This window comes from Caulobacter sp., assembly GCF_017744445.1.
GTDB lineage: Bacteria > Pseudomonadota > Alphaproteobacteria > Caulobacterales > Caulobacteraceae > Caulobacter.
On sequence record NZ_JAGIBH010000169.1, the window covers coordinates 1 to 18,349 of the forward strand.

Here is an 18,349-nt window from a genome sequence, read left to right on the forward strand (position 1 = left end):
GCCGTTGACGATGAAGGTGCCCTTGTCCGTCATGAGCGGGATGTCGCCCATGTAGACGTCCTGCTCCTTGATGTCCTTGACCGAGCGGGCGCCGGTTTCTTCTTCCGTTTCGAACACGATCAGGCGCAGCTTGACCTTCAGCGGCGCGGCGAAGGTCATGTCGCGCTGGATGCACTCTTCAACGTCGTACTTGGGCTCTTCGAATTCGTACGAGACGTATTCGAGCACCGCGCGTTCATTGAAGTCCTTGATCGGGAACACCGACTTGAAGACCGCCTCGACGCCCTCGTCGCGACGCAGGCCCGGACGGACCTCGCGCTGCAGGAACTGCTCGTAGGAGGAGCGCTGAACCTCGATGAGGTTCGGCATCTGCACAGCCTCGGGAATGCGGCCGAACGACTTCCGGATCCGCTTCTTGCCGGTGAAGGATTGCGCCATGTTGTTTCCCTGCGGCGCGGACAGAGTCCGCGCGTGAAATCGAATGTCCGTAGCGTCCACCCTCACCGCTCTCGTGCTCCGAGAACGGCGGACGCTGGAATTCCCCTATCGGGCGACCGGGACCGGAAGCCTGATGGGCGCCCCTTCGCGCGGATCGGAGGGCGACTGATCGCGCCTCGGGGCGTAATACGGACGCGCAGACGCGCTCCGCCGATGTAATCGTGAACGCGGGGATATAGGGGATGAAAGCGGGGAAGAAAAGGGGGATTCGTAAACTGGCGTAAATACGCTCTTGCGGTTTCCCACAACCTTGTGCGGCCAGGCTTTCAGCGAACCCGGTTCCGCTAAGCCTCGCGCTTGAAGGCCTTCATGGCCAGGGAAACGCCCAGGGCGATCAGGCAGACAAAGAACGCCGCCTTGGTGATCGCGCCGGCCACGTCGACGACGAAGCCGAGGATCCCGAACAGGACCATGAGGGCGAGAAGGATACCGGCGACCTTGAGCATGGCGGGGAAACGTGGCCGCCGGCCGAACGGTTCCACCCGTACGGCGCGATCAAGTACAGTTCAAAACTGTCGAAAACTGTACTTTTGTGATGAATTCTATTTTTGCCGCCTCGACTCATTGAACGCGTTCACCGTAGACCTGCGACCACGCGACGCAGGCCTATACCTGGCGATATACTGGTCACTTAACCGGTCACCACGCTCGCGAAAGCTAGCGATGGTTGCTCTTCTCGCCCAACGCACGCAGCGATGGCGGAGCGCCGAGGACCGCGGCCATGCAAGCCTTCGATCACTGGAAGATCTCGACCAAGATCCTGACGGCCCTGCTGGTGCTGGCCGCCGCCTTCGTCGCCTGCTCGGGCTATACCAGCTTGCAGCTACACGGCATCGCCAACGACTATAAACGGCTGACCGAGCACAGCGCCCCGGCGGCCATCGAGATCGCTCGCGCGACCCGCCAGATCAACCAGGTGGGCTACGCCGCCTACCGGGTCGTGGCCTATGAGGGCGCCAGCGCTGAAGCCGCCGCGGCCGAGAAGGCCTTCGAGGACTCCGTCGCCAAGCTGTACAAGAACCTGGACAACGCCGTGCGGCTGGAACAGGAGAACGCCGCCGTGATCGGCGCCTTCCGCCAGCGCGCTCAGATCCTGGTGAAGCCGGCCCACGCCGCCGTCCAGGCCGGTCGCGCCGACCAGGACGACCACGCTCGCGCCATCCTGGCGGGCGTGGACCCCAAGATCGCCGCCCTCACCGCCGACCTTCGCGCCTACAACGAAGCCAATACCGCAGCCGACGGCGCTGACAGCGTCGAGCTGGGCGAGGCCGCCGATCGCACCGTGATGATCAGCGTGGTCGGCGCCCTGGTCGCCGGCTGCGCCGCCCTCGCCTTCGGCCTGTGGGTCTCGCGCGCCAAGATCAGCCGCCCGCTGAACGCCTTGGCCCAGCGCATGCGTCGCCTGGCCGACGGCGACCTGGAGGTCGAGATCGACGGCCAGACGCGCCGCGACGAGATCGGCGACATGGCCAAGGCCGTGCAGGTCTTCAAGGACAACGGCCTGAAGGCCCGCGCCGTCGAGCAGGAAGCCGAGGCCATGCGCGCCGAAGCCGACAGCGAACGCGGCCGGACCGAAGCAGAGCGCCGCCGCGCCGAGGCCGAGCTGGCCCAGGTGGTCCAGAGCCTGGCGGGGAGCCTGTCGCGCATGGCGCAAGGCGACCTGACCGCCCGCATCGACGTGGCCTTCGCCGGCCAGTACAGCCAGATCAAGACCGACTTCAACGCCGCCATCGACAGCCTGCGCGAGACCATGACCACGATCAGCGGCGCGGTCGGTGGCATCCAGGGCGGCTCGCAGGAGATCTCCAGCGCCTCGGACGACCTGTCGCGTCGCACCGAGCAGCAGGCCGCCAGCCTGGAAGAGACCGCCGCCGCGCTCGACCAGATCACCGCCACGGTCAAGCGCAGCGCCGAGGGCGCGCGCCAGGCCTCGTCCAGCGCCAGCGGCGCGCGCACCGACGCCGAGCGCTCGGGTACGATCGTCGGCGAGGCCGTCGCGGCCATGGGCGAGATCGAGGAAGGCTCCGCCCAGATCGGCCAGATCATCGGGGTCATCGACGAGATCGCCTTCCAGACCAATCTGCTGGCCCTGAACGCCGGCGTCGAAGCCGCGCGGGCGGGTGACGCGGGCAAGGGCTTCGCCGTCGTCGCCCAGGAAGTCCGCGCCCTGGCTCAGCGTTCGGCCGACGCGGCCAAGGAGATCAAGCAGCTGATCGCCAACGCCTCGTCACAGGTCGAGCGCGGGGTGCATCTGGTCGGCGAGACCGGCCGCGCCCTGACGGGGATCGTCGGCAAGGTGGCCGAGATCGACGCCCTGATCGGCGAGATCGCCAGTTCGGCCCAGGAGCAGTCCGTCGGCTTGAACCAGGTCAACGCCGCCATCAACCAGATGGACCAGGTCACCCAGCAGAACGCCGCCATGGTCGAGGAAGCCACCGCTGCCGCGGCGGGCCTCAAGACCGAGGCCGGCGAACTGGCCCGCCTTGTCGGACGCTTCCGCGTGACCGGCGCGGCGACGGTGGCCTCTCGTCCGGTGGCGGCCTAGGCCTTCCACAGACCTATCGAGCCCTTGGGCCCGCACAGCACGCCGGACTTCTCCGAGGTCAGGCGCACCGTGTTCATCGGCGCGGACGAGATCCGTTCGAACGGCGCGCCCTTGCGGCTGACGATCGTGCCGGCCAGGCCCGTCGCCATGACGGTCGAGCCGTGGACCGAAACGCTGGACAGGTAGCCCGCCGGCGCCGCGACCGGCTCGAAGGTGACCCGGCCGGGGCTCAGCCGCGCCAAGTTCACGCCCTGGGCGGTCGGGTTCTTGTAGTCGCCGCCGCAGACCCACAGCGTGTTGTCCTTGCCGAAGGCCACGGCGAACGCGCCCTTGGTCCCGGCGTCGGCCAGGATCGGCGTATCGGCGGCCACGAACACCCCGCCGCCGCCACGTGACAGATAGACCCGCGCCTTGCCGGCTCCGCCGGTGCAGAAGGCCACCTGCCCGCGCTTGCCGATCGCGATGCAGCCGTTGCTGGCCGCGAAGGCCCCTTCGTTTGGCGCGGCGGGCGGCACGCCCTGATCCTTGAGCCGCGTCCAGGTCTCGCCGCCATTGGCGGTGTAAAGCACCGTGAACCGTCCCTGCGTCGGATCACCCAGGATGAAGCCGCGCTTGCCGTCGACAAACGCGATCGAGTCCCAGAAGCCGTCCGGATCCTGGTTGGTGTAGATCCGCTTCCAGGTCTTGCCGCCGTCCTTGGTGCGCCACAGCTGCGAGTTCGGACCGGGGCCGGCGCTCATGGCCAGCAGGTGGTTGTCGTCGAAGGCGTGCAAGCCCCGAAAGTCCAGGCCCTCGGCGCCGATGATCCGCATGGGATCCTGGCGCTCGCCCTTGCCCCGGATCAGCCAGCCCTTCGAGCCCGAGGCCCAGTACGACTTGCCACCCGTGGGCGACAGGCCGCGCAGCTCGCTGTCGGTCGGCGAGGCCGGCATGACGATGCCGCCCAAGCCATCGGCGGCCAGCGCCGGTCCAGCGACCAGGGTCGCGACACCGCCGGCGACAAGGTCACGGCGAGAAGGCTGAATGATCATGACGCGCCCCTGTGATCCGAGGCGCAGCTTAGGGACGAGTGGCGGCCTCGTTCAAGACCGGGTCGGTCACCGATAGCGGAAACGGTTTCAGCTCCACGCCCGGGAACGCTTCCTCCAGGCGCGCGCGCGCCTCGGCGACCGCGATCGAAGCCCCTTCCCCATCGACCAGCCCCGTCAGCATGCCCCGCTCGGCCAGGATCACCGACGGGACACGATAGATCTTGCCCGACCCCAGCCGCTCGGACTCGCGGACATAGGCTTCGGGCGCGCCGCGTCCCACCAGATAGGTCCGCGCCTCCGTCGTCTGCTCACGCTGGATGTAGCTCTGTAGTTCCAGCTTGAGATCGACGGTTCTGTCGATGGCGTGGAAATCGATGGTCATGTCGTAGTCGGCCAGCCGCTGCTCTCCGCCCATCAGCACCACCACGCAGGCGCTGGCGCAGAACCGGCGGGCGACCACGGTCACCCCACCCCGCGCCTCCAGCCCCCGCGCCACGCGCAGGGCCTCCTGGACCAGGCCGCCCGGGCTGGTGATCTCGATGCGCCGCACCGGATGGGCGGCCATCCGCGCCTCGACCGCCTTGGCGAAGCCGGGACCGATCTGCCCGTTGATCTTCAGCGTCTGCGACTGCGGGACATAGGTCAGGCGGTAGTCCCGCATCTGCTCGGCGGCATGGGCGACGCGGCTGACCGCCTCGGTCTGCCAGCCGTGGAACACCGCCAGCCCCGCCCCGACCAGGGCGACCAGCGTGACCAGGATCCGCACCAGCCCCCGCGCCTCCATGCTGGACCAGCGCGCGGTCGCGCCGCGCCAGGCCAGCCAGAACAGCAAGGTCGCCAAGGCCAGCAGAACCGCGCCGCCGAACCAGACGACCTCCAGCCACGCGCGCGGGAATTCGTCGAGCAGGTCCGTGCCCATCAGCGCCAGGCTGAACGCCCCGGCCGCCAGGAACAGCGCCGTCGCCAGCAGGACGCCCAGGAACCACAGCAGCCCGCTGAACGGTCCCGCCTTCGGCTGGCGCTTGGGGCGGGGGAAAACCTCGTCGATCGGCGCCCAGCCGGCCATGCCCTCGCTCCACACCAGGCAGCCGGGCGGCAGGGCGTCCCGCGCGACGGCGTCGCGCAGCGCGTCTTCCGAGAACAGGCCAATCCGGCCGTCGCGGTCGGCGACCCGCCAGTCGCTCACGGCTGCTTGGCCAGCAGAGTCAGGCCCACGCGCGCGGCGATCAGGGCGGGAATGGCCAGCAGGATCAGGCAGACCTGCAGGGCGTTCATCGGCCGGTGCAGCACCACGCGGCGGCGCGGCGGATCCCAGGCCGCGACCTTGGCCTCCTTCAGCTGCGAATACGAGCCGACCAGGGTGAACAGCGAGATCAGCGGCACGCCGAAGAACAGGCCGTTGAACCACACCTGCAGCTCGCGCCCGAACGCGGCCACGAAGCCGATCGGCCGGCCATCCGGCTTCACGACCTTGACCCCGAACAGCCACTTGCCGACCGACACGCCAGTCAGGCCGATCATCAGGGCGTTGCCGGGGATCACCGCGACCAGGGTCAGCATGACGTCCAGGATCTGGCCGCCGGGCCCGTTGAACACGGCGAAGAACCGCTCGGCCTGGAACGGCGCGACCACGAACATCACCATGCTGAGGGCGATCCAGGTGACGCTGCCGGTGACCAGGGTGTCGAACATCCGCGCCCAGTACCGGCGCCACGGATGCGGCGCGCGGTCGGTCCAGGCGCCCTTGGGCGGCAAGGGAGGCGGCAGCACCGGTGGCGCGATCGGCGGCGGCGGCTCCTCGAGCCGTAACGGCGGCGGCGGTGCGGGCATCGGCCGGGGCTGAGGCGCCGGCGCGGGTCTCGGCTGCGGCGGCGGAACCGGCGCGGGACGCGGAGGAGGAGGTGGTGGTGGCGGAGGCGGCGGAGGCGTCTTGACCGCGAACGGCGCCAGCTCGGGCAGCCATTGGGCCAGCGGCGCCCAGCTCAGCTGGCTGACCGGCCGGACGGGCGTCTCGACGCTCAGCATCCGCTCACGCAGCAGCAGGGCCAGCTCGTCGGTCGACACGGGCCCGCCATCGCCATGCGGCCCGGCATAGATCCAATAGCGTGTCGACATCGACGGTTCCCCAACCCGTCTCGACCTCTACGCGACCCATTGCGATATCCGCAACCGGGGCTCACCCCACGGGGGAGCGGACTCTTCCCTCAGGCGAACCGCCCAAAAAGAAAACGGCCCCGGAGGTTTCCCTCCGAGGCCGCTCGGCAGTTCCAAAAGGAACCCAGTCCCAGCGAAAGCTGGGGCCAGATTACTTGATTTGGATCTTGGCGCCGGCTTCCGTGAGCTTCTTCGAGACTTCTTCGGCTTGAGCCTTCGAAACGTTCTCGACGACGTTCTGCGGAGCGCCTTCGACCAGGTCCTTAGCTTCCTTCAGGCCCAGGTCCGGACGGACGCCGCGGACTTCCTTGATCACGTTGATCTTCTTGTCGCCGCCGTCGACCAGGACAACGGTGAACTCGGTTTGCTCTTCAGCGGCTTCGGCCGGAGCGGCGGCAGCGCCACCAGCGGCGGCGACGGCGACCGGAGCGGCGGCCGAGACGCCCCACTTTTCTTCCAGCAGCTTCGACAGTTCAGCGGCTTCCAGCACCGACAGGGTGGACAGTTCTTCGACCAGCTTTTCGAGCTTCGACATGTGTCAGTTCCTTAGAGAGATTGGGATAGATTTGCGGGGATGACCGTTACGCGGCGTCTTTGGTCGCGTAGGCGTTGAAGACGCGAGCCAGCTGGCCGGCCGGAGCCTGCAGGACGCCAGCGATCTTGGTCGCCGGAGCCTGGATGAGGCCGATAAGCTTGCCACGCAGTTCGTCCAGCGACGGCAGGGTCGCCAGAGCACGCACGCCGGCTTCGTCCAGCACGTTGGTCTGGTCCAGAACGCCACCGACAATCTTGAGCTTGTCGTTTTCTTTGGCGAACTGCACCGCGACCTTCGCGGCGGTGACGGCGTCCGGGCCGTAGGCGATGGCGACCGGACCGGTGAAGAGCGTGTCGCCCTTTTCACCGAGCTTGCCGTCCAGAGCCTTGAGGGCCAGGGTGTTCTTCACAACCTTGATCGCCGCGCCGTCCTTGCGGAGGCGGAGGCGGAGGTCGGTCATTTCCGCAACGGTCAGACCCATGTAGTGGGTCACGACGACAGCGCCGGCATCGGCGAAGACGCTTTTCAGCGACTCGATCGATTCCTGCTTTTGAGCGCGGTCCATTGCGGTCTCCTACTCAATAACAGCGGCCGGACCATTCCGGCAGCCAGATGCGGTCCCATGCGGAATTGCTCCCGCGTGCGAGTCGCATATGCCTGTTCCAAGGAAAGTCGGCCGCGTTCCGGTCTCGGACCTGAGGTCTCGAGCAGGAAGACTTGGCGTCTCTATCCCTGTCTCCCGACGGTGAGGAAGGGCCCTTCCTCGATTACGGCGTTGGTGACCCCACGCCCCGTTGTTCTCAAACAGGTTCTCCAGCGGACCCGAGAGTCCGTCGAAGAGGCGCGCCGTATAGACGAAGTGGCGCCGGATATCAACAGGGGGTCTTCAAGCCGCCTCGCGCGCGCGACCATGGGTGAAGATCGACTGGCCGATAGCTCGGGCCCGCTCCAGGTGAGCGGCCGGCGGCTCGGAGGCCGTCAGCAGCTCGGACGTGACCACCGGCGCGCCGCAATAGCCGAAGATGCCGTGGTCGATCTGGGTGCGCATGGCCCCGAAATAGCCGTGGCGGGCATAGGTGCGAAGATCCGCCCCGCCGATCGCGACCAGGTGCACGGCCAGACGGCCCAGCTTCTTCTCGGTCGTGCCGTCGCCCCGTTCCTCATAGGCCCAGCCATTGGCGAACACCCGATCGATCCAACCCTTCAGCAGGCCGGGCATCGACCACCAGTAGACGGGATAGACCAGCACCAGGGCGTTTGCCCGGTCCAGCCGCGCCTGCTCGGCCAACACCGCCGCCGAGGGCGCCGCGCGCCGCAGGTGGGCGTCGATGTCGGAGGCGGCGAAGGCGGCGTCGAAGCCCTCGGCGGCCAGGTCGGCGATCTCGAAGGTATGGCCCTGCCCCGAGACACCCTCGCTCACCGCCTCGGCGACGGCGTGGGTCAGGGAGCCTGGAACGGGATGGGAGAGCACGACGAGAGCATGCATGGGAGCGCTCCTCGGAAAGCGTTTGAAGGTCGCGAATAGCACTATATACTTTTGGTAAGTTACTTTTGGTATATAGCCATGTCAACCTCTCAGCCCCGCCGCCGCTTGACGCGCGAGGACCGCTTGCAGCAGCTGCTGGCGACCTCGTGGACGATCATCCGCGAGGAAGGGACCGACGCCCTGACCCTGGGCCGGCTGGCCGAGCGCGCCGGCGTGACCAAGCCGGTGGTCTACGACCACTTCGGCACGCGCGATGGCCTGCTGATCGCGCTCTACGAGGCCCATGACGCCGTGCAGAACGCGGCCATGGACACCGCCCTGGCCGGCGCCGAAGCCACGCTGGAGGCCCGCGCCCGCCTGATCGCCGGCGCCTATGTCGACTGCGTGCTGAAGCAGGGCCGCGAGATTCCCGGCGTGCTGGCGGCCCTGGCCGGCTCACCGGCGCTGGAAGCGGCCAAGCACGCCTATCTGTCGAGCTTCCTGGAGACGTGCCGCGCGCTGCTGGCCCCGTTCGCTCCGAGCGGCACGGTCTCGACGGCGCGGCTGTGGGCGATGCTGGGCGCGGCCGAGACGCTTTCGCGCGTGGCCGCCGCTGGCGAGATCACCCCGGACGAGGCCAAGGCCGAACTCTTCCGCGCCATCGTCGCGGTGATCTAGCGCCTCTCCCTTGCCGTTTCCCGCCGGAGATAGCAGCGTCCCAGCCAAGGATTTGCACGACACGGGGCGCCGCATGACTCGCAGACTGATCGCCGGGGCGCGTCCCCTGGTCTTGGGCGCCCTGATGCTGGCGCTGGCCGGCCCTGCCTTGGCCGAGCCCAAGGTCCCGCCGACGCCCCGCGCCGTCGTCGCCGATCCGGCTCGCGACAAGGACCGCCCGGCCGATATGGCCGCCTTCCAGGTCGACATCGCCGGCTCGAAGGTCAATGCGATCCTCTACACGGCCTCGGGCGCCGGGCCGCATCCGACCATGCTGTTCCTGCACGGCTTCCCGGGCAACGAGACCAATATCGATCTGCTGCAGGCCGTGCGCCGCGCCGGCTGGAACGCCATGCGCATCAACTATCGCGGCTCGTGGGGCAGCCAGGGCAAGTTCAGCTTCGCCAATGCCCGCGCCGACGGCGAGGCGGCCGTCGCCTGGCTGCTCGATCCCGCCAATGTCGCCAAATATCACATCGATCCCAGCCGCATCGTCGTGGCTGGCCACAGCATGGGCGGCTTCATGGCCGCCGACGCCGTCGCCTCCGAGCCCCGCGTGGCCGGCGCGGTGCTGATCGACTCGTGGGACATCGGCTCACGCAGCGAACGGATCACCTCGGCGGAGACGCGCAAGACCGCGATCGAGGCCATGCGCCCCGACACCGCGCCGCTGGCGACGACGCCCGAGGCCCTGGTCGCCGAGATCGAGCGCGACGCCGACAAGCTGGACCTTCAGAAACTGACCGCCAGGATCGCCGATCGTCCGCTGCTGCTGATCGGCGCCGAGTTCGCCGGCGCGCCCACCACCCGCAAGCTGGCCGACGCCGCGAAGGCGGCCAACGCCAAGGCGCTGACCGAAACCTACATGGCCACCGACCACAGCTTCTCGGACGCGCGCATCGCGCTGGAGGGCGAGGTGATCCGCTGGCTGGCCCGGTTCGAGCCCAAGAGCGCCGCGACCGCCCCCTTCCCGCCGCTGAAGGGCGCGTATGACGAGGGCAACATCTTCGCCCGGATCATCCGGGGCGAGGCGCCTAGCTACAAGGTCTACGAGGACGCCGACGTCCTGGCCTTCATGGATCGCGCCCCGTTGGAGCCCGGCCACGTGCTGGTGATCTCCAAGACCTCCAAGGCTCGCAACCTGCTGGAGATGGATCCGAAGGACATCGCCAAGGTCATGGCCGTGGTCCAGAAGGTCGGTCAGGCGGAAGTTGACGCCCTGGGCCTAGAAGGCTTCCTGATCCTGCAGAACAACGGCGTGGGCCAGAGCGTGCCGCACCTGCACATCCACGTGATCCCGCGCGTGGCCGGCAAGCCGGTCTATCTGGTCGAGAACAAGCCGGCCGATCCGAAGGACCTGGAAGCGATGGCGGTCAGGATCAAGGCGGCGATGAAGCCCTAGAGTCTGGCCAGCGCCGCCTGGCCCGCCGCCACGCCGGTGGCGAAACAGGCCTGCAGCAGGTAGCCGCCGGTCGGGGCCTCCCAGTCCAGCATCTCGCCGGCCAGGATCACATTGGGCCGCTCCTTCAAGGCCAGACCGTCCAGGCTCTCGAACCGCGCGCCGCCGGCGGTCGAGATGGCGCGATCCAGCGGCTGCACGGCGGTCAGCACGATCGGCGCGGCCTTGATCGCCGCCGCCAGGGCCGCCGGCTCGGTCGGCAGGTCCAGGCCATGCGCCTCGCGCAGCAGATTGACCTCGACCGGCGACAGCTTGACCGCCTTGCGCAGAAAGTTGGCCAGGCTCTGGCCGCCGCGCGACGCTTGCAGACGGCGCTCCAGGGTCTCGGCGGGAATGTCAGGACGCAGATCGAGGGTCGGCGCCGCCCGCCCTTCGGCCTCGATCGTATCGCGCAGGGCGGCGGCCAGGGCGTAGACCGCCCCGCCCTCCAGGCCGTAGCCGGCGACCATGGCGTCACCGCGCGCGCTGGCCTCGCCGTGTCGCAGAGCCACGTTCTTCAGCGGCTCGCCGGCGAAGCGCTCACGGAAGACAGCGCTCCAGGCGACGTCGAAACCACAGTTGGCGGCGCGGAAGGGGGCAATATGGGCCAGCGGCGCCAGCGTCGGGACCCACGCCGCGTCCGAGCCCAGCTTGGCCCAGCTGGCCCCGCCTAGGGCCAGCACCACGGCCCTTGCCCGCACGACCTCGCCATTGATCAGCAGGCCGCCGTCGGCGCTCCAGCCCGTCCACTCGGCCCGCGTACGCAGTTGCACGCCCAGCCCCTCCAGCCGCGCCAGCCAGGCCCGCAGCAGCGGCGAGGCCTTCATCGCCTTCGGGAACACCCGGCCGCTGGCGCCCACGAAGGTCGGCTGGCCCAGGCCCTCGGCCCAGGCGACCAGGTCCTTGGGCGAGAAGGCCTCCAGCATCGGCCGCAGAGCCTGCGACCGCGCGCCATAACGCCCGGCGAACCGCTCGAAATCCTCGGAGTGGGTGAGGTTCAGCCCCCCGCGCCCGGCCATCAGGAACTTGCGCCCGAAGGTCGGCATCTTCTCGAACACCGCCACGGACTTGCCGGCCTTGGCGATGGTCTCGGCCGCCATCAGCCCGGCCGGTCCGCCGCCGATCACGGCGACATCCAGAATGCGGTCGTCTTGTTCCATCGCCCCTGGATCAAAGAAAAAGGGCGGCGCCGCAAGGCCCCGCCCCTCTCATTTCGTCGCTGGCGGACGCCTCAGGCCCAGTGGATGTCGCCGTTGGCCGCGCCGGTCACGACCGACAGGCCGGTGACCCCGGCCAGCTTGATCAGGCCATCGCCCGCGTGGCCGCCGCCCGTCATGTTCAGCCCGGCCAGGTCGTCCTGGATATAGACATAGGTGTCGCCGCCATAGGTGAAGACCGCCAGGCCGTCCGCCGCGACCTTGGCCGCGGCCAGGGTCAGGGCCTGGGTCAGGGACGACGCCCCCTCGACGGCGGCCTGCACATTGACGATCGTCCCATGGCTGACCGCGTCCAGGACCAGGTGGTCGACGCCTTTCTCGAAGCCCGTCACCTCGGCCGTGACGAAGACGGTCTTGTCGACGATCGCCAGGTTGTTCAGCCCCTCCGCCCCGTTGGCGGCGACGATGGTGTCGGCGCCCGCGCCCAGCGTGAACGTCATCGGCGCGGAATAGTCCTTGTCGGCCGCATGCCCCAGGCCGACCGTCAGCTTGCCGCCCCAGTCCGAGAACTTGAAGCTCCCCACTTGCACGGTCTTCAGCCCGTCGATCCAGGTCCTGCCGGCGACCGAATAGGTCAGGTCGAAAGCCCCGCCTCGGGTGGCGTCGATCTGGGTGAAGGTCTCGAAGATCTGGGCCGTCAGCTTGCCCGTCCCGCGCAATTCCAGCACCTGGAGCGACCTCAAGGCCGAGGTGGCCATCGAGAAGACCGGGAAATAGCCGCAGATCATGCCGGCGGTGCTGTCGCTGTCGACGTACAGCGTCACCTTGCCGGTGCGCGTCTGCCAGTCGATGTCGTTCGTGCTGACGATCGTGATCGAGCCGCCATCGGCCGAATAGTACGCGCTGACCGGCGGATTGTTGCGGTAGTCGACCTTGGTGGTGGGCGCGCCGGTGAAGTTGTCCAGGTGGACGACGATCTCGCTGGCGCCTGCCACGGTGCTGTCGGTGATGACGACGCCGTAGGCGGTGTCCTTCAGCACGACGGTCTCATGGTTGGCGGCGGTAATGTTGACCTTCACGTCCTCGCCGAAGTTCGACGGGACCATGTCGTAGATCAGTTGCGCGTCCTTCATGCCCGCCAGAGCGCCGGCGGCGGGCGGAGCATCCAGCACGATGGTCTGGAAGCCGGTGACGCTGCCCGAGACGAGGGCCGACGTGCTGGTGATGTGCAGGGTGTTGTCGAACCCCGCCGCCGAGACGCTGGCGCCGGCCGCGAGCTTACCGCCCAGATGGAGGGTGTTGGAGCCGCGCCCGAACGTGACCGAGCCGCTCGCGCCCAGGCCGTCGCTCAGGGTGACCACCGAATTGCCGTCGCCCAGCACGATCTTGCCGTCGACCACGCCCGAGATGGTGACCCGGTCGTCACCGCCGCCGGTCGCGATGGTCTGCCCCGCGCCCAGCCCGCCTTCGCCGGCGATCACGTCGCTGTTGTCGGTGGCGCGCAGTTTCGCATCGGCGGCCGAGACCGAGATCGACTGGTTCTGGGCAAAGCTCAGCGACGCTCCGGCCGGCGGGGCGACGTGCGGTCCGTACGCGCCCAGCAGGTCGACGTGGAACTTGGCGATCCCGTCGCCTCCCAGATCGGCCAGGAAGGCGTCCTGCGCCTTGGCGTAGGGTCCGACGCCAGCCTTGACCGCTTCAGCCAGCAGCCAGCCGACCATCGCGGCCTTGGTCCCAAGACCGTTCGGGCCGTCCTGGCCGAAGCTGGCGAAATAGTCGGCGCGCGTGATGGTCTGGCCGCCGACCGGCAGCTGGGCGTCCAGCAGCTCGCGGATCTTGGCGTCGCCGGGGGGCGCGCCGAAGATCTCGGCATAGGCCTTGCCCAGGGCCTCGGCCAGCGACAGTCCGCCATAGGCCGCCGCGAAGCGCGCCGCCCCCTCGCCGACCTTGCCCAGGTTGGTGGCGAAGTTGATGTAGCGGTTCTCCAGGCTGAAGCCCTGATAGTAGGCGCTGGCCAGGCCGGAGGGGTTGCCGATCAGGTAGTCGACGCCGGTTTGATAGGGCGTGCTTCCCGTGAAGAACTGGTAGGTCAGGTTCACGACCGAGACCGACTGCCCCGCCATCTTGATGACGGCGGCCTGGGCGTCGGCCAGCGTCATCGAACCGCTGCCGACCTTGGTGGCCAAGGCGTTCAACGCCTGACTGTCGACTGAGCCGGCAGCCGCGAAACTCCCCCGCGAGATCGCCGCATAGAAGGTGTTCAGCACCTGCGACGGGCTGAAGACGACCGGCGGCGGGCCGGGATCGGGAGGGCTCGGATCAGGTGTGGGTTCCGGATCGGGTTCCGGCGACGGGCCGGGATCGACCGGCGTCGGCGGCGCCCAGGTGCTGTTCATCCGATCCATCAGCTGAGCGTCGGAGATGCCGCCCGTCTGACTCTGGGTCGCCCAGGCGTCCAGGGTCAGCTGGACGACGACGTCCGGCGCTACCCCCGTGAGGGACGTGTAGATGCTTATCAGCTGCGCTGTCGTGTACATGACGCCCCCGTCGCGATCGCGCCGATGCACGGCGGCGTTGAGAGACGATCAATCTTAAATTGCCGAAGCGCTCAAGCTTTTATTGCGCGCGCCCAAACGCAAGACGGGCGCTGGATCGCTCCAGCGCCCGCCCAGGTAACTTGGCTTCAATCAGCGATTAGCCGACCGAGGCGGTGTCCACCTTGAAGCCCGGACCCATCGTCGACGACAGGCCGATGCGCTTGATGAACACGCCCTTGGCGCCCGAGGGCTTCGAGCGGTTCAGGGCGTCGATCAGAGCCTTGACGTTGATGACCAGGGCTTCGTCCGTGAACGAGGCCTTGCCGATGCCGGCGTGGACGATGCCCGCCTTCTCGACGCGGAACTCGACGGCGCCGCCCTTGGCGTCCTTGACGGCCTGAGCGACGTTCGGGGTCACGGTGCCGACCTTCGGGTTCGGCATCAGGCCGCGCGGGCCCAGCACCTTACCGAGGCGACCGACCAGGGCCATCATGTCCGGCGACGCGATGACGCGGTCGAAGTCCATGAAGCCGCCGGCGATCTTTTCGTACAGGTCTTCGGCGCCGACGTGCTCGGCGCCCGCCGCGGTGGCTTCAGCCGCCTTGGCGTCCTTGGCGAAGACGGCGACGCGGACGTCACGGCCGGTGCCCGAGGGCAGGTTCACGACGCCACGGACCTGTTGGTCGGCGTGACGCGGGTCGACGCCCAGGTTGACCGAGATTTCGATCGACTCGTCGAACTTGGCCTTGGCGTTGGCCTTCACCAGGGCGATGGCGGCTTCGACCGAGTGGGTCGCGTCGCGGTCGCCGGTCCAGGCTTGAATGCGCTTGGGTTGCTTAGCCATGTGATTAGGCCTCCACGATCTTCAGGCCCATGGCCTTGGCGGAGCCTTCGATGATCTTGGCGGCGGCCTCGAGATCGTTGGCGTTCAGGTCCTTCATCTTCTTTTCGGCGATGTCACGCAGCTGAGCGCGCGTGATCTGGCCGACGGTCTCGCGACCGGTCAGCTTCGCGCCCGACTTCAGGCCGGTGGCCTGCTTCAGGAAGAAGGTGGCCGGGGGCGTCTTGGTGACGAAGGTGAACGACTTGTCCTGATAGACCGTGATGACGGTCGGCAGGGGGGTGCCCTTTTCGACGTTCTCGGTGCGCGCGTTGAACTCCTTACAGAAGCCCATGATGTTGACGCCGCGCTGACCCAGAGCCGGGCCGATGGGGGGCGAAGGCGTGGCCGAGCCAGCCTTCACCTGGAGCTTGATGTAGCCCAGGATCTTCTTAGCCATAGTGTCCTCACTTGTGAGCCGTGGTCCGGGCTTGGCGGCCCTCCCACGGATTTGAACCTGCCGCCAGAACGACAAGCACGCCCCAGGACGCGGGGTCCGGGAGCGAGGCGGCGCGTGTAGCAGGCGGGGGACGCGGAGTCAAAGGGTGCGAAGCCGCGCCGGACGCTGTGATTATGTAACGCGTTCTCAGAGTCGTTCGCAAAAGCTATAGAGCCGCCATGGTCAGGACGACGACATGGCAGCGGAACCTGGGGGGCCTTCTGGTCGCCTGCGTGCTGGCGCTGCTCGTCTTGATCCCGGCCGTCGCCTCGGCCAGCTGCATCTGCGACGAACGTCCGGCCAACGCCGAGCAGACGATCCAGACCGACCAGAAGCACGACAGCACGCCCTGCAAGGCCGCGTGCTGCCTGGGTGGCCACTGCCATCACGGTGGTTCGCTGATCGACGCGCCCGTGCTGGCTGTCTCCGCGCCTGAGCCCAAGACCGCCGAGCATGCCCTGGTCGCGGCCCTGACGCCGGCCTCGCACAGCCCCTCCCCGCTCGACCACCCGCCTCGCGCCTGACGACCTGCGCGCCCTTCGCGCGCCGCCGTCCTGTCATTGCGAGGAATCTTCATGTCATCGAACCGATGGCCGCTGCGCGCGGCCTTGGCGTCCGCCGTGTGCGGCGCCTTATGGAGCGCGGCCCAGGCCCAGACCGCGCCGCCGCTTGAAACCCTGCTGCGCGAGCCTTCGGCACCGCGCCTGATCGTCGGCGAGGCCGAGACGCGCGCCGCGGAGGGTCGCGCGCTCCAGGCCCGCGCCCGGCCCAATCCCACCCTGGACCTGCAGGTCGAGAACGTCGGGGGCGACGGCCCCTATCGCGACTTCCGGAGCGCCGAGACCACCCTGTCGGTCGGCCAGACCCTGGAGCTGGGCGGCAAGCGCGGCGCGCGCGTCGCCGCCGCTCGCGCCGAACTGGACACGGCTCGCTCGCGCGCAGGCCTAACCCGGGTCACCTTCGCCCGAGACCTCTCGGTGGCCTACGCCACCGCCGAGGCGGCCGAGGAGCGGCTGGTCCTGGCCAAGGAGCGCGTCGAGCTAGCGCAGGCCGACGCCCGCGCCGCGCGGTTGCTGGTCGACAACGGCAAGGAGGCCGAGCTGCGCGCCCTGCAGGCCCAGGCGGCGGTGTCGGCAGCCCAGGCCGAGCAATCCCGCGCCGAGGCCGAAGCCGGCGCCGCCCTGGCGCGGCTGTCGGCTCTGATCGGGGCTGAGCAGACCTACGTCGCCGTGACGCCCGGCGTGCTGGACCGCGCCTGGACGGCGTCCGCCACGACCGACCAGCCGCCGGCCGTCGCCGTGGCCCAGGCCGAGCAGACCGCCGCTGCCCGTAAGCTGGACCTGGAACGCCGTCGAGCCGCGCCCGACGTCACGGTCAGCTTCGGCGTCCGGCGGCTGGCGGGCGACGACGCCACCGCCGCCGTGGCCGGGGTCTCGCTGCCCCTGCCGCTGTTCGACCGCAACCGCGGCGCGGTGAAGGCGGCCCAGGCCGAGGCCGACGCCGCCCGCGCGCGCCTCCTGATCGCTCAGGCCGACGCCACGGCCGACCGGCGCGGGGCCGAGGGCGAGGCCCGCGCGGCGGAACGCTCGACCGCCGCCGCCCGCGAGGGTGAAGCCGCCGCCCGCGAGGCCTATCGCCTGGCCAAGCTGGGCTACGAGGCCGGCAAGCTGCCGCTGCTGGAACTGCTTTCGGCGCGCCGCGACCTGGTCGCCGCCCGCCAACGCCACATCGAGGCGCGCCTGGCGCGCGCCAAGGCCTGCGCGGACCTCGCCCAGGCCAACGGACAGATCGCCTTTGGAGGCGCCCAATGACCAACCGCAATTTGCTCATGGCCGGCGCGGCCATCGCCCTGGTCGCCACCGCTGGCCTGGGCTTTGGCCTGGGTCGCCTGACCGACAAGGCCCCCGCCGCTGCTGAGGGCCACGCCGAGGAAGAGCCCCCTCACGAGGACGGCTTCGTCGCCCTGTCCGCAATCGACGCCGCCAAGGCCGGCGTGCTGACCACCACGGTCGGACGCGGCGGCGGCTCCGAGCTCGTCCTGCCCGGCCGCGTGGCCCTGGCCGCCAACGCCTCGGCCGCCCTGGGCGCGTCGGTGTCGGGCACGGTCGAGCGCGTCCACGTCGCCGCTGGTGACCGCGTGACCGTCGGCGCGGCCATCGCCACCCTGCGCAGCGCGGAGGGCGCCGGCGCACGGGCCAGTGTCGACGCCGCAGCGGCTGGGGCCCGCGCGGCTCAAGCCGCCGCGGCCCGCGATCGTCGCCTGTTCGAAGCCGGCGTCGTTGCTCGCCAGGACTGGGAAGCCAGCCAGGCCAATGCCGACAAGGCCCAGGCCGAACTGCGCGCCGCCCGCGCCCAGGTCGCGGCCCAAGGCGGCCCCAGCGCCGGCGGCGTCGCCACCCTGCGCGCGCCGATCACCGGGATCGTCACCCGCATCGACACCCGCGTCGGCGGCTTCCTGACCCAAGGCGGCCTGGTCGCCGAGATCGCCGATCAGAGCCAGGTCGAATACGTCTTCGACGCCCCGCCCGCCTCGGCCGGCGCGATCAAGGTCGGCGACGCCGTGCTGGTCCAGCGGCCCGAGGGCGGCGAGGCCGGCGCGCGCATCGTCGCCGTCGCTCCCAGCGCCCTGGGCGCCGGCGCGGCCGTGGTCCGCGCCAGGCCCATGGCCCCTGCGCCGCAGATCGGCTCGATCGTCTCGGCCCGGGTGATCCTGGCCAAGGGCGCCGGCGGCCTGACCGTACCCGCCGACGCCGTCCAGACCCTCGAAGGCCGCACCGTGGTGTTCGTCGCTGAGCCCAAGGGCTTCCGCGCCGCGCCCGTCGTCACTGGCCGCACCGCCGCCGGTTCGGTCGAGATCCTGAAAGGCCTGAGCGGCGGCGAGACCATCGCCGGCAAGGGCGCCTTCCGCCTGAAGGCCGAGCTGGGCAAGGGCGAAGCGGGGCACGAGGACTGA

17 protein-coding genes and 1 pseudogene are annotated in these 18,349 nt (G+C 69.3%); 6 read left to right on the forward strand and 12 right to left on the reverse strand.

Annotated features, from left to right (window positions below):
- Together J7528_RS24250 and J7528_RS24255 are read right to left on the reverse strand one after the other, a co-directional pair.
- A pseudogene (locus tag J7528_RS24250) lies at window positions 1–438 on the reverse strand (DNA-directed RNA polymerase subunit beta); the annotation flags it as partial.
- A gap of 344 nt (window positions 439–782) precedes the next feature.
- Complete coding sequence (locus tag J7528_RS24255) at window positions 783–944, reverse strand: hypothetical protein (RefSeq protein ID WP_291879963.1); 162 nt, start codon at window positions 942–944, stop codon at window positions 783–785.
- 275 nt (window positions 945–1,219) lie between these two features.
- Between J7528_RS24255 and J7528_RS24260 the strand changes: the two genes are divergently transcribed.
- Entirely contained in the window at window positions 1,220–3,043 is a 1,824-nt protein-coding gene (locus J7528_RS24260; RefSeq protein ID WP_291879965.1) for a methyl-accepting chemotaxis protein, read from the forward strand.
- Here the strand turns inward: J7528_RS24260 and J7528_RS24265 are convergent.
- The 6 genes from J7528_RS24265 to J7528_RS24290 all read right to left on the reverse strand — a co-directional run bounded on the left by J7528_RS24265 (window position 3,040) and on the right by J7528_RS24290 (window position 8,249).
- Window positions 3,040–4,074 (reverse strand): YCF48-related protein, encoded by a 1,035-nt coding sequence (locus J7528_RS24265; protein ID WP_291879967.1) that lies wholly within the window; start codon window positions 4,072–4,074, stop codon window positions 3,040–3,042. The two genes, J7528_RS24260 and J7528_RS24265, sit on opposite strands and share 4 nt — an antisense overlap.
- A 28-nt stretch (window positions 4,075–4,102) precedes the next feature.
- Complete coding sequence (locus tag J7528_RS24270) at window positions 4,103–5,260, reverse strand: GYF domain-containing protein (protein WP_291879969.1); 1,158 nt, start codon at window positions 5,258–5,260, stop codon at window positions 4,103–4,105.
- Complete coding sequence (locus J7528_RS24275) at window positions 5,257–6,189, reverse strand: RDD family protein (protein WP_291879971.1); 933 nt, start codon at window positions 6,187–6,189, stop codon at window positions 5,257–5,259. Before J7528_RS24275 ends, J7528_RS24270 begins: the two co-directional genes overlap by 4 nt.
- A gap of 190 nt (window positions 6,190–6,379) precedes the next feature.
- Window positions 6,380–6,763 (reverse strand): 50S ribosomal protein L7/L12, encoded by a 384-nt coding sequence (rplL, locus tag J7528_RS24280; protein ID WP_291879973.1) that lies wholly within the window; start codon window positions 6,761–6,763, stop codon window positions 6,380–6,382.
- A gap of 46 nt (window positions 6,764–6,809) precedes the next feature.
- Window positions 6,810–7,328, reverse strand: coding sequence for a 50S ribosomal protein L10 (gene rplJ / locus J7528_RS24285; RefSeq protein WP_291879975.1), 519 nt, complete (start codon window positions 7,326–7,328; stop codon window positions 6,810–6,812).
- Between the two features lie 321 nt (window positions 7,329–7,649).
- The gene (locus J7528_RS24290) at window positions 7,650–8,249 is read right to left on the reverse strand and encodes an NAD(P)H-dependent oxidoreductase (RefSeq protein WP_291879977.1); all 600 of its coding nucleotides are present in this window, start codon (window positions 8,247–8,249) and stop codon (window positions 7,650–7,652) included.
- A 78-nt stretch (window positions 8,250–8,327) separates the two neighbouring features.
- Between J7528_RS24290 and J7528_RS24295 the strand changes: the two genes are divergently transcribed.
- Both J7528_RS24295 and J7528_RS24300 read left to right on the forward strand, forming a co-directional pair.
- Complete coding sequence (locus J7528_RS24295) at window positions 8,328–8,906, forward strand: TetR/AcrR family transcriptional regulator (protein ID WP_291879980.1); 579 nt, start codon at window positions 8,328–8,330, stop codon at window positions 8,904–8,906.
- A gap of 73 nt (window positions 8,907–8,979) precedes the next feature.
- Entirely contained in the window at window positions 8,980–10,347 is a 1,368-nt protein-coding gene (locus J7528_RS24300) for an alpha/beta fold hydrolase (RefSeq protein ID WP_291879983.1), read from the forward strand.
- Here J7528_RS24300 and J7528_RS24305 read toward each other — a convergent pair.
- The 4 genes from J7528_RS24305 to rplK all read right to left on the reverse strand — a co-directional run bounded on the left by J7528_RS24305 (window position 10,344) and on the right by rplK (window position 15,357).
- Complete coding sequence (locus J7528_RS24305; protein WP_291879984.1) at window positions 10,344–11,543, reverse strand: TIGR03862 family flavoprotein; 1,200 nt, start codon at window positions 11,541–11,543, stop codon at window positions 10,344–10,346. The two genes, J7528_RS24300 and J7528_RS24305, sit on opposite strands and share 4 nt — an antisense overlap.
- A 71-nt stretch (window positions 11,544–11,614) precedes the next feature.
- Window positions 11,615–14,077 (reverse strand): hypothetical protein, encoded by a 2,463-nt coding sequence (locus J7528_RS24310; protein ID WP_291879987.1) that lies wholly within the window; start codon window positions 14,075–14,077, stop codon window positions 11,615–11,617.
- A gap of 157 nt (window positions 14,078–14,234) precedes the next feature.
- Window positions 14,235–14,921, reverse strand: coding sequence for a 50S ribosomal protein L1 (gene rplA / locus J7528_RS24315; RefSeq protein WP_291879991.1), 687 nt, complete (start codon window positions 14,919–14,921; stop codon window positions 14,235–14,237).
- A 4-nt stretch (window positions 14,922–14,925) separates the two neighbouring features.
- Window positions 14,926–15,357 (reverse strand): 50S ribosomal protein L11, encoded by a 432-nt coding sequence (gene rplK, locus J7528_RS24320; protein WP_291879994.1) that lies wholly within the window; start codon window positions 15,355–15,357, stop codon window positions 14,926–14,928.
- A 218-nt stretch (window positions 15,358–15,575) separates the two neighbouring features.
- On the opposite strand from rplK, the gene J7528_RS24325 reads away from it, so the two are divergent.
- The 3 genes from J7528_RS24325 to J7528_RS24335 are packed head-to-tail and all read left to right on the forward strand — an operon-like array spanning window position 15,576 to window position 18,349.
- Entirely contained in the window at window positions 15,576–15,920 is a 345-nt protein-coding gene (locus J7528_RS24325) for a hypothetical protein (protein WP_291879996.1), read from the forward strand.
- Window positions 15,921–15,971: 51 nt separating this feature from the next.
- Window positions 15,972–17,207: a TolC family protein gene (locus J7528_RS24330; protein WP_291879999.1), complete on the forward strand. Its 1,236-nt coding sequence runs from the start codon at window positions 15,972–15,974 to the stop codon at window positions 17,205–17,207.
- Window positions 17,204–18,349, forward strand: a complete 1,146-nt coding sequence (locus tag J7528_RS24335; protein ID WP_291880001.1) for an efflux RND transporter periplasmic adaptor subunit — start codon at window positions 17,204–17,206, stop codon at window positions 18,347–18,349. The genes J7528_RS24330 and J7528_RS24335 overlap by 4 nt, the downstream gene beginning before the upstream one ends.

What these genes read in the sequence shown, in the direction of transcription:
- J7528_RS24310 (WP_291879987.1), bottom strand. Translation starts at nt 14,077, where the DNA reads ATGTACACGACAGCGCAGCTGATAAGCATCTACACGTCCCTCACGGGG.
- J7528_RS24260 (WP_291879965.1), top strand. Translation starts at nt 1,220, where the DNA reads ATGCAAGCCTTCGATCACTGGAAGATCTCGACCAAGATCCTGACGGCC.
- J7528_RS24295 (WP_291879980.1), top strand. Translation starts at nt 8,328, where the DNA reads ATGTCAACCTCTCAGCCCCGCCGCCGCTTGACGCGCGAGGACCGCTTG.
- rplK (WP_291879994.1), bottom strand. Translation starts at nt 15,357, where the DNA reads ATGGCTAAGAAGATCCTGGGCTACATCAAGCTCCAGGTGAAGGCTGGC.
- J7528_RS24255 (WP_291879963.1), bottom strand. Translation starts at nt 944, where the DNA reads ATGCTCAAGGTCGCCGGTATCCTTCTCGCCCTCATGGTCCTGTTCGGG.
- J7528_RS24335 (WP_291880001.1), top strand. Translation starts at nt 17,204, where the DNA reads ATGACCAACCGCAATTTGCTCATGGCCGGCGCGGCCATCGCCCTGGTC.
- J7528_RS24290 (WP_291879977.1), bottom strand. Translation starts at nt 8,249, where the DNA reads ATGCATGCTCTCGTCGTGCTCTCCCATCCCGTTCCAGGCTCCCTGACC.
- J7528_RS24330 (WP_291879999.1), top strand. Translation starts at nt 15,972, where the DNA reads ATGTCATCGAACCGATGGCCGCTGCGCGCGGCCTTGGCGTCCGCCGTG.
- J7528_RS24265 (WP_291879967.1), bottom strand. Translation starts at nt 4,074, where the DNA reads ATGATCATTCAGCCTTCTCGCCGTGACCTTGTCGCCGGCGGTGTCGCG.
- J7528_RS24275 (WP_291879971.1), bottom strand. Translation starts at nt 6,189, where the DNA reads ATGTCGACACGCTATTGGATCTATGCCGGGCCGCATGGCGATGGCGGG.
- rplJ (WP_291879975.1), bottom strand. Translation starts at nt 7,328, where the DNA reads ATGGACCGCGCTCAAAAGCAGGAATCGATCGAGTCGCTGAAAAGCGTC.
- J7528_RS24305 (WP_291879984.1), bottom strand. Translation starts at nt 11,543, where the DNA reads ATGGAACAAGACGACCGCATTCTGGATGTCGCCGTGATCGGCGGCGGA.
- J7528_RS24325 (WP_291879996.1), top strand. Translation starts at nt 15,576, where the DNA reads ATGGTCAGGACGACGACATGGCAGCGGAACCTGGGGGGCCTTCTGGTC.
- rplA (WP_291879991.1), bottom strand. Translation starts at nt 14,921, where the DNA reads ATGGCTAAGCAACCCAAGCGCATTCAAGCCTGGACCGGCGACCGCGAC.
- J7528_RS24300 (WP_291879983.1), top strand. Translation starts at nt 8,980, where the DNA reads ATGACTCGCAGACTGATCGCCGGGGCGCGTCCCCTGGTCTTGGGCGCC.
- rplL (WP_291879973.1), bottom strand. Translation starts at nt 6,763, where the DNA reads ATGTCGAAGCTCGAAAAGCTGGTCGAAGAACTGTCCACCCTGTCGGTG.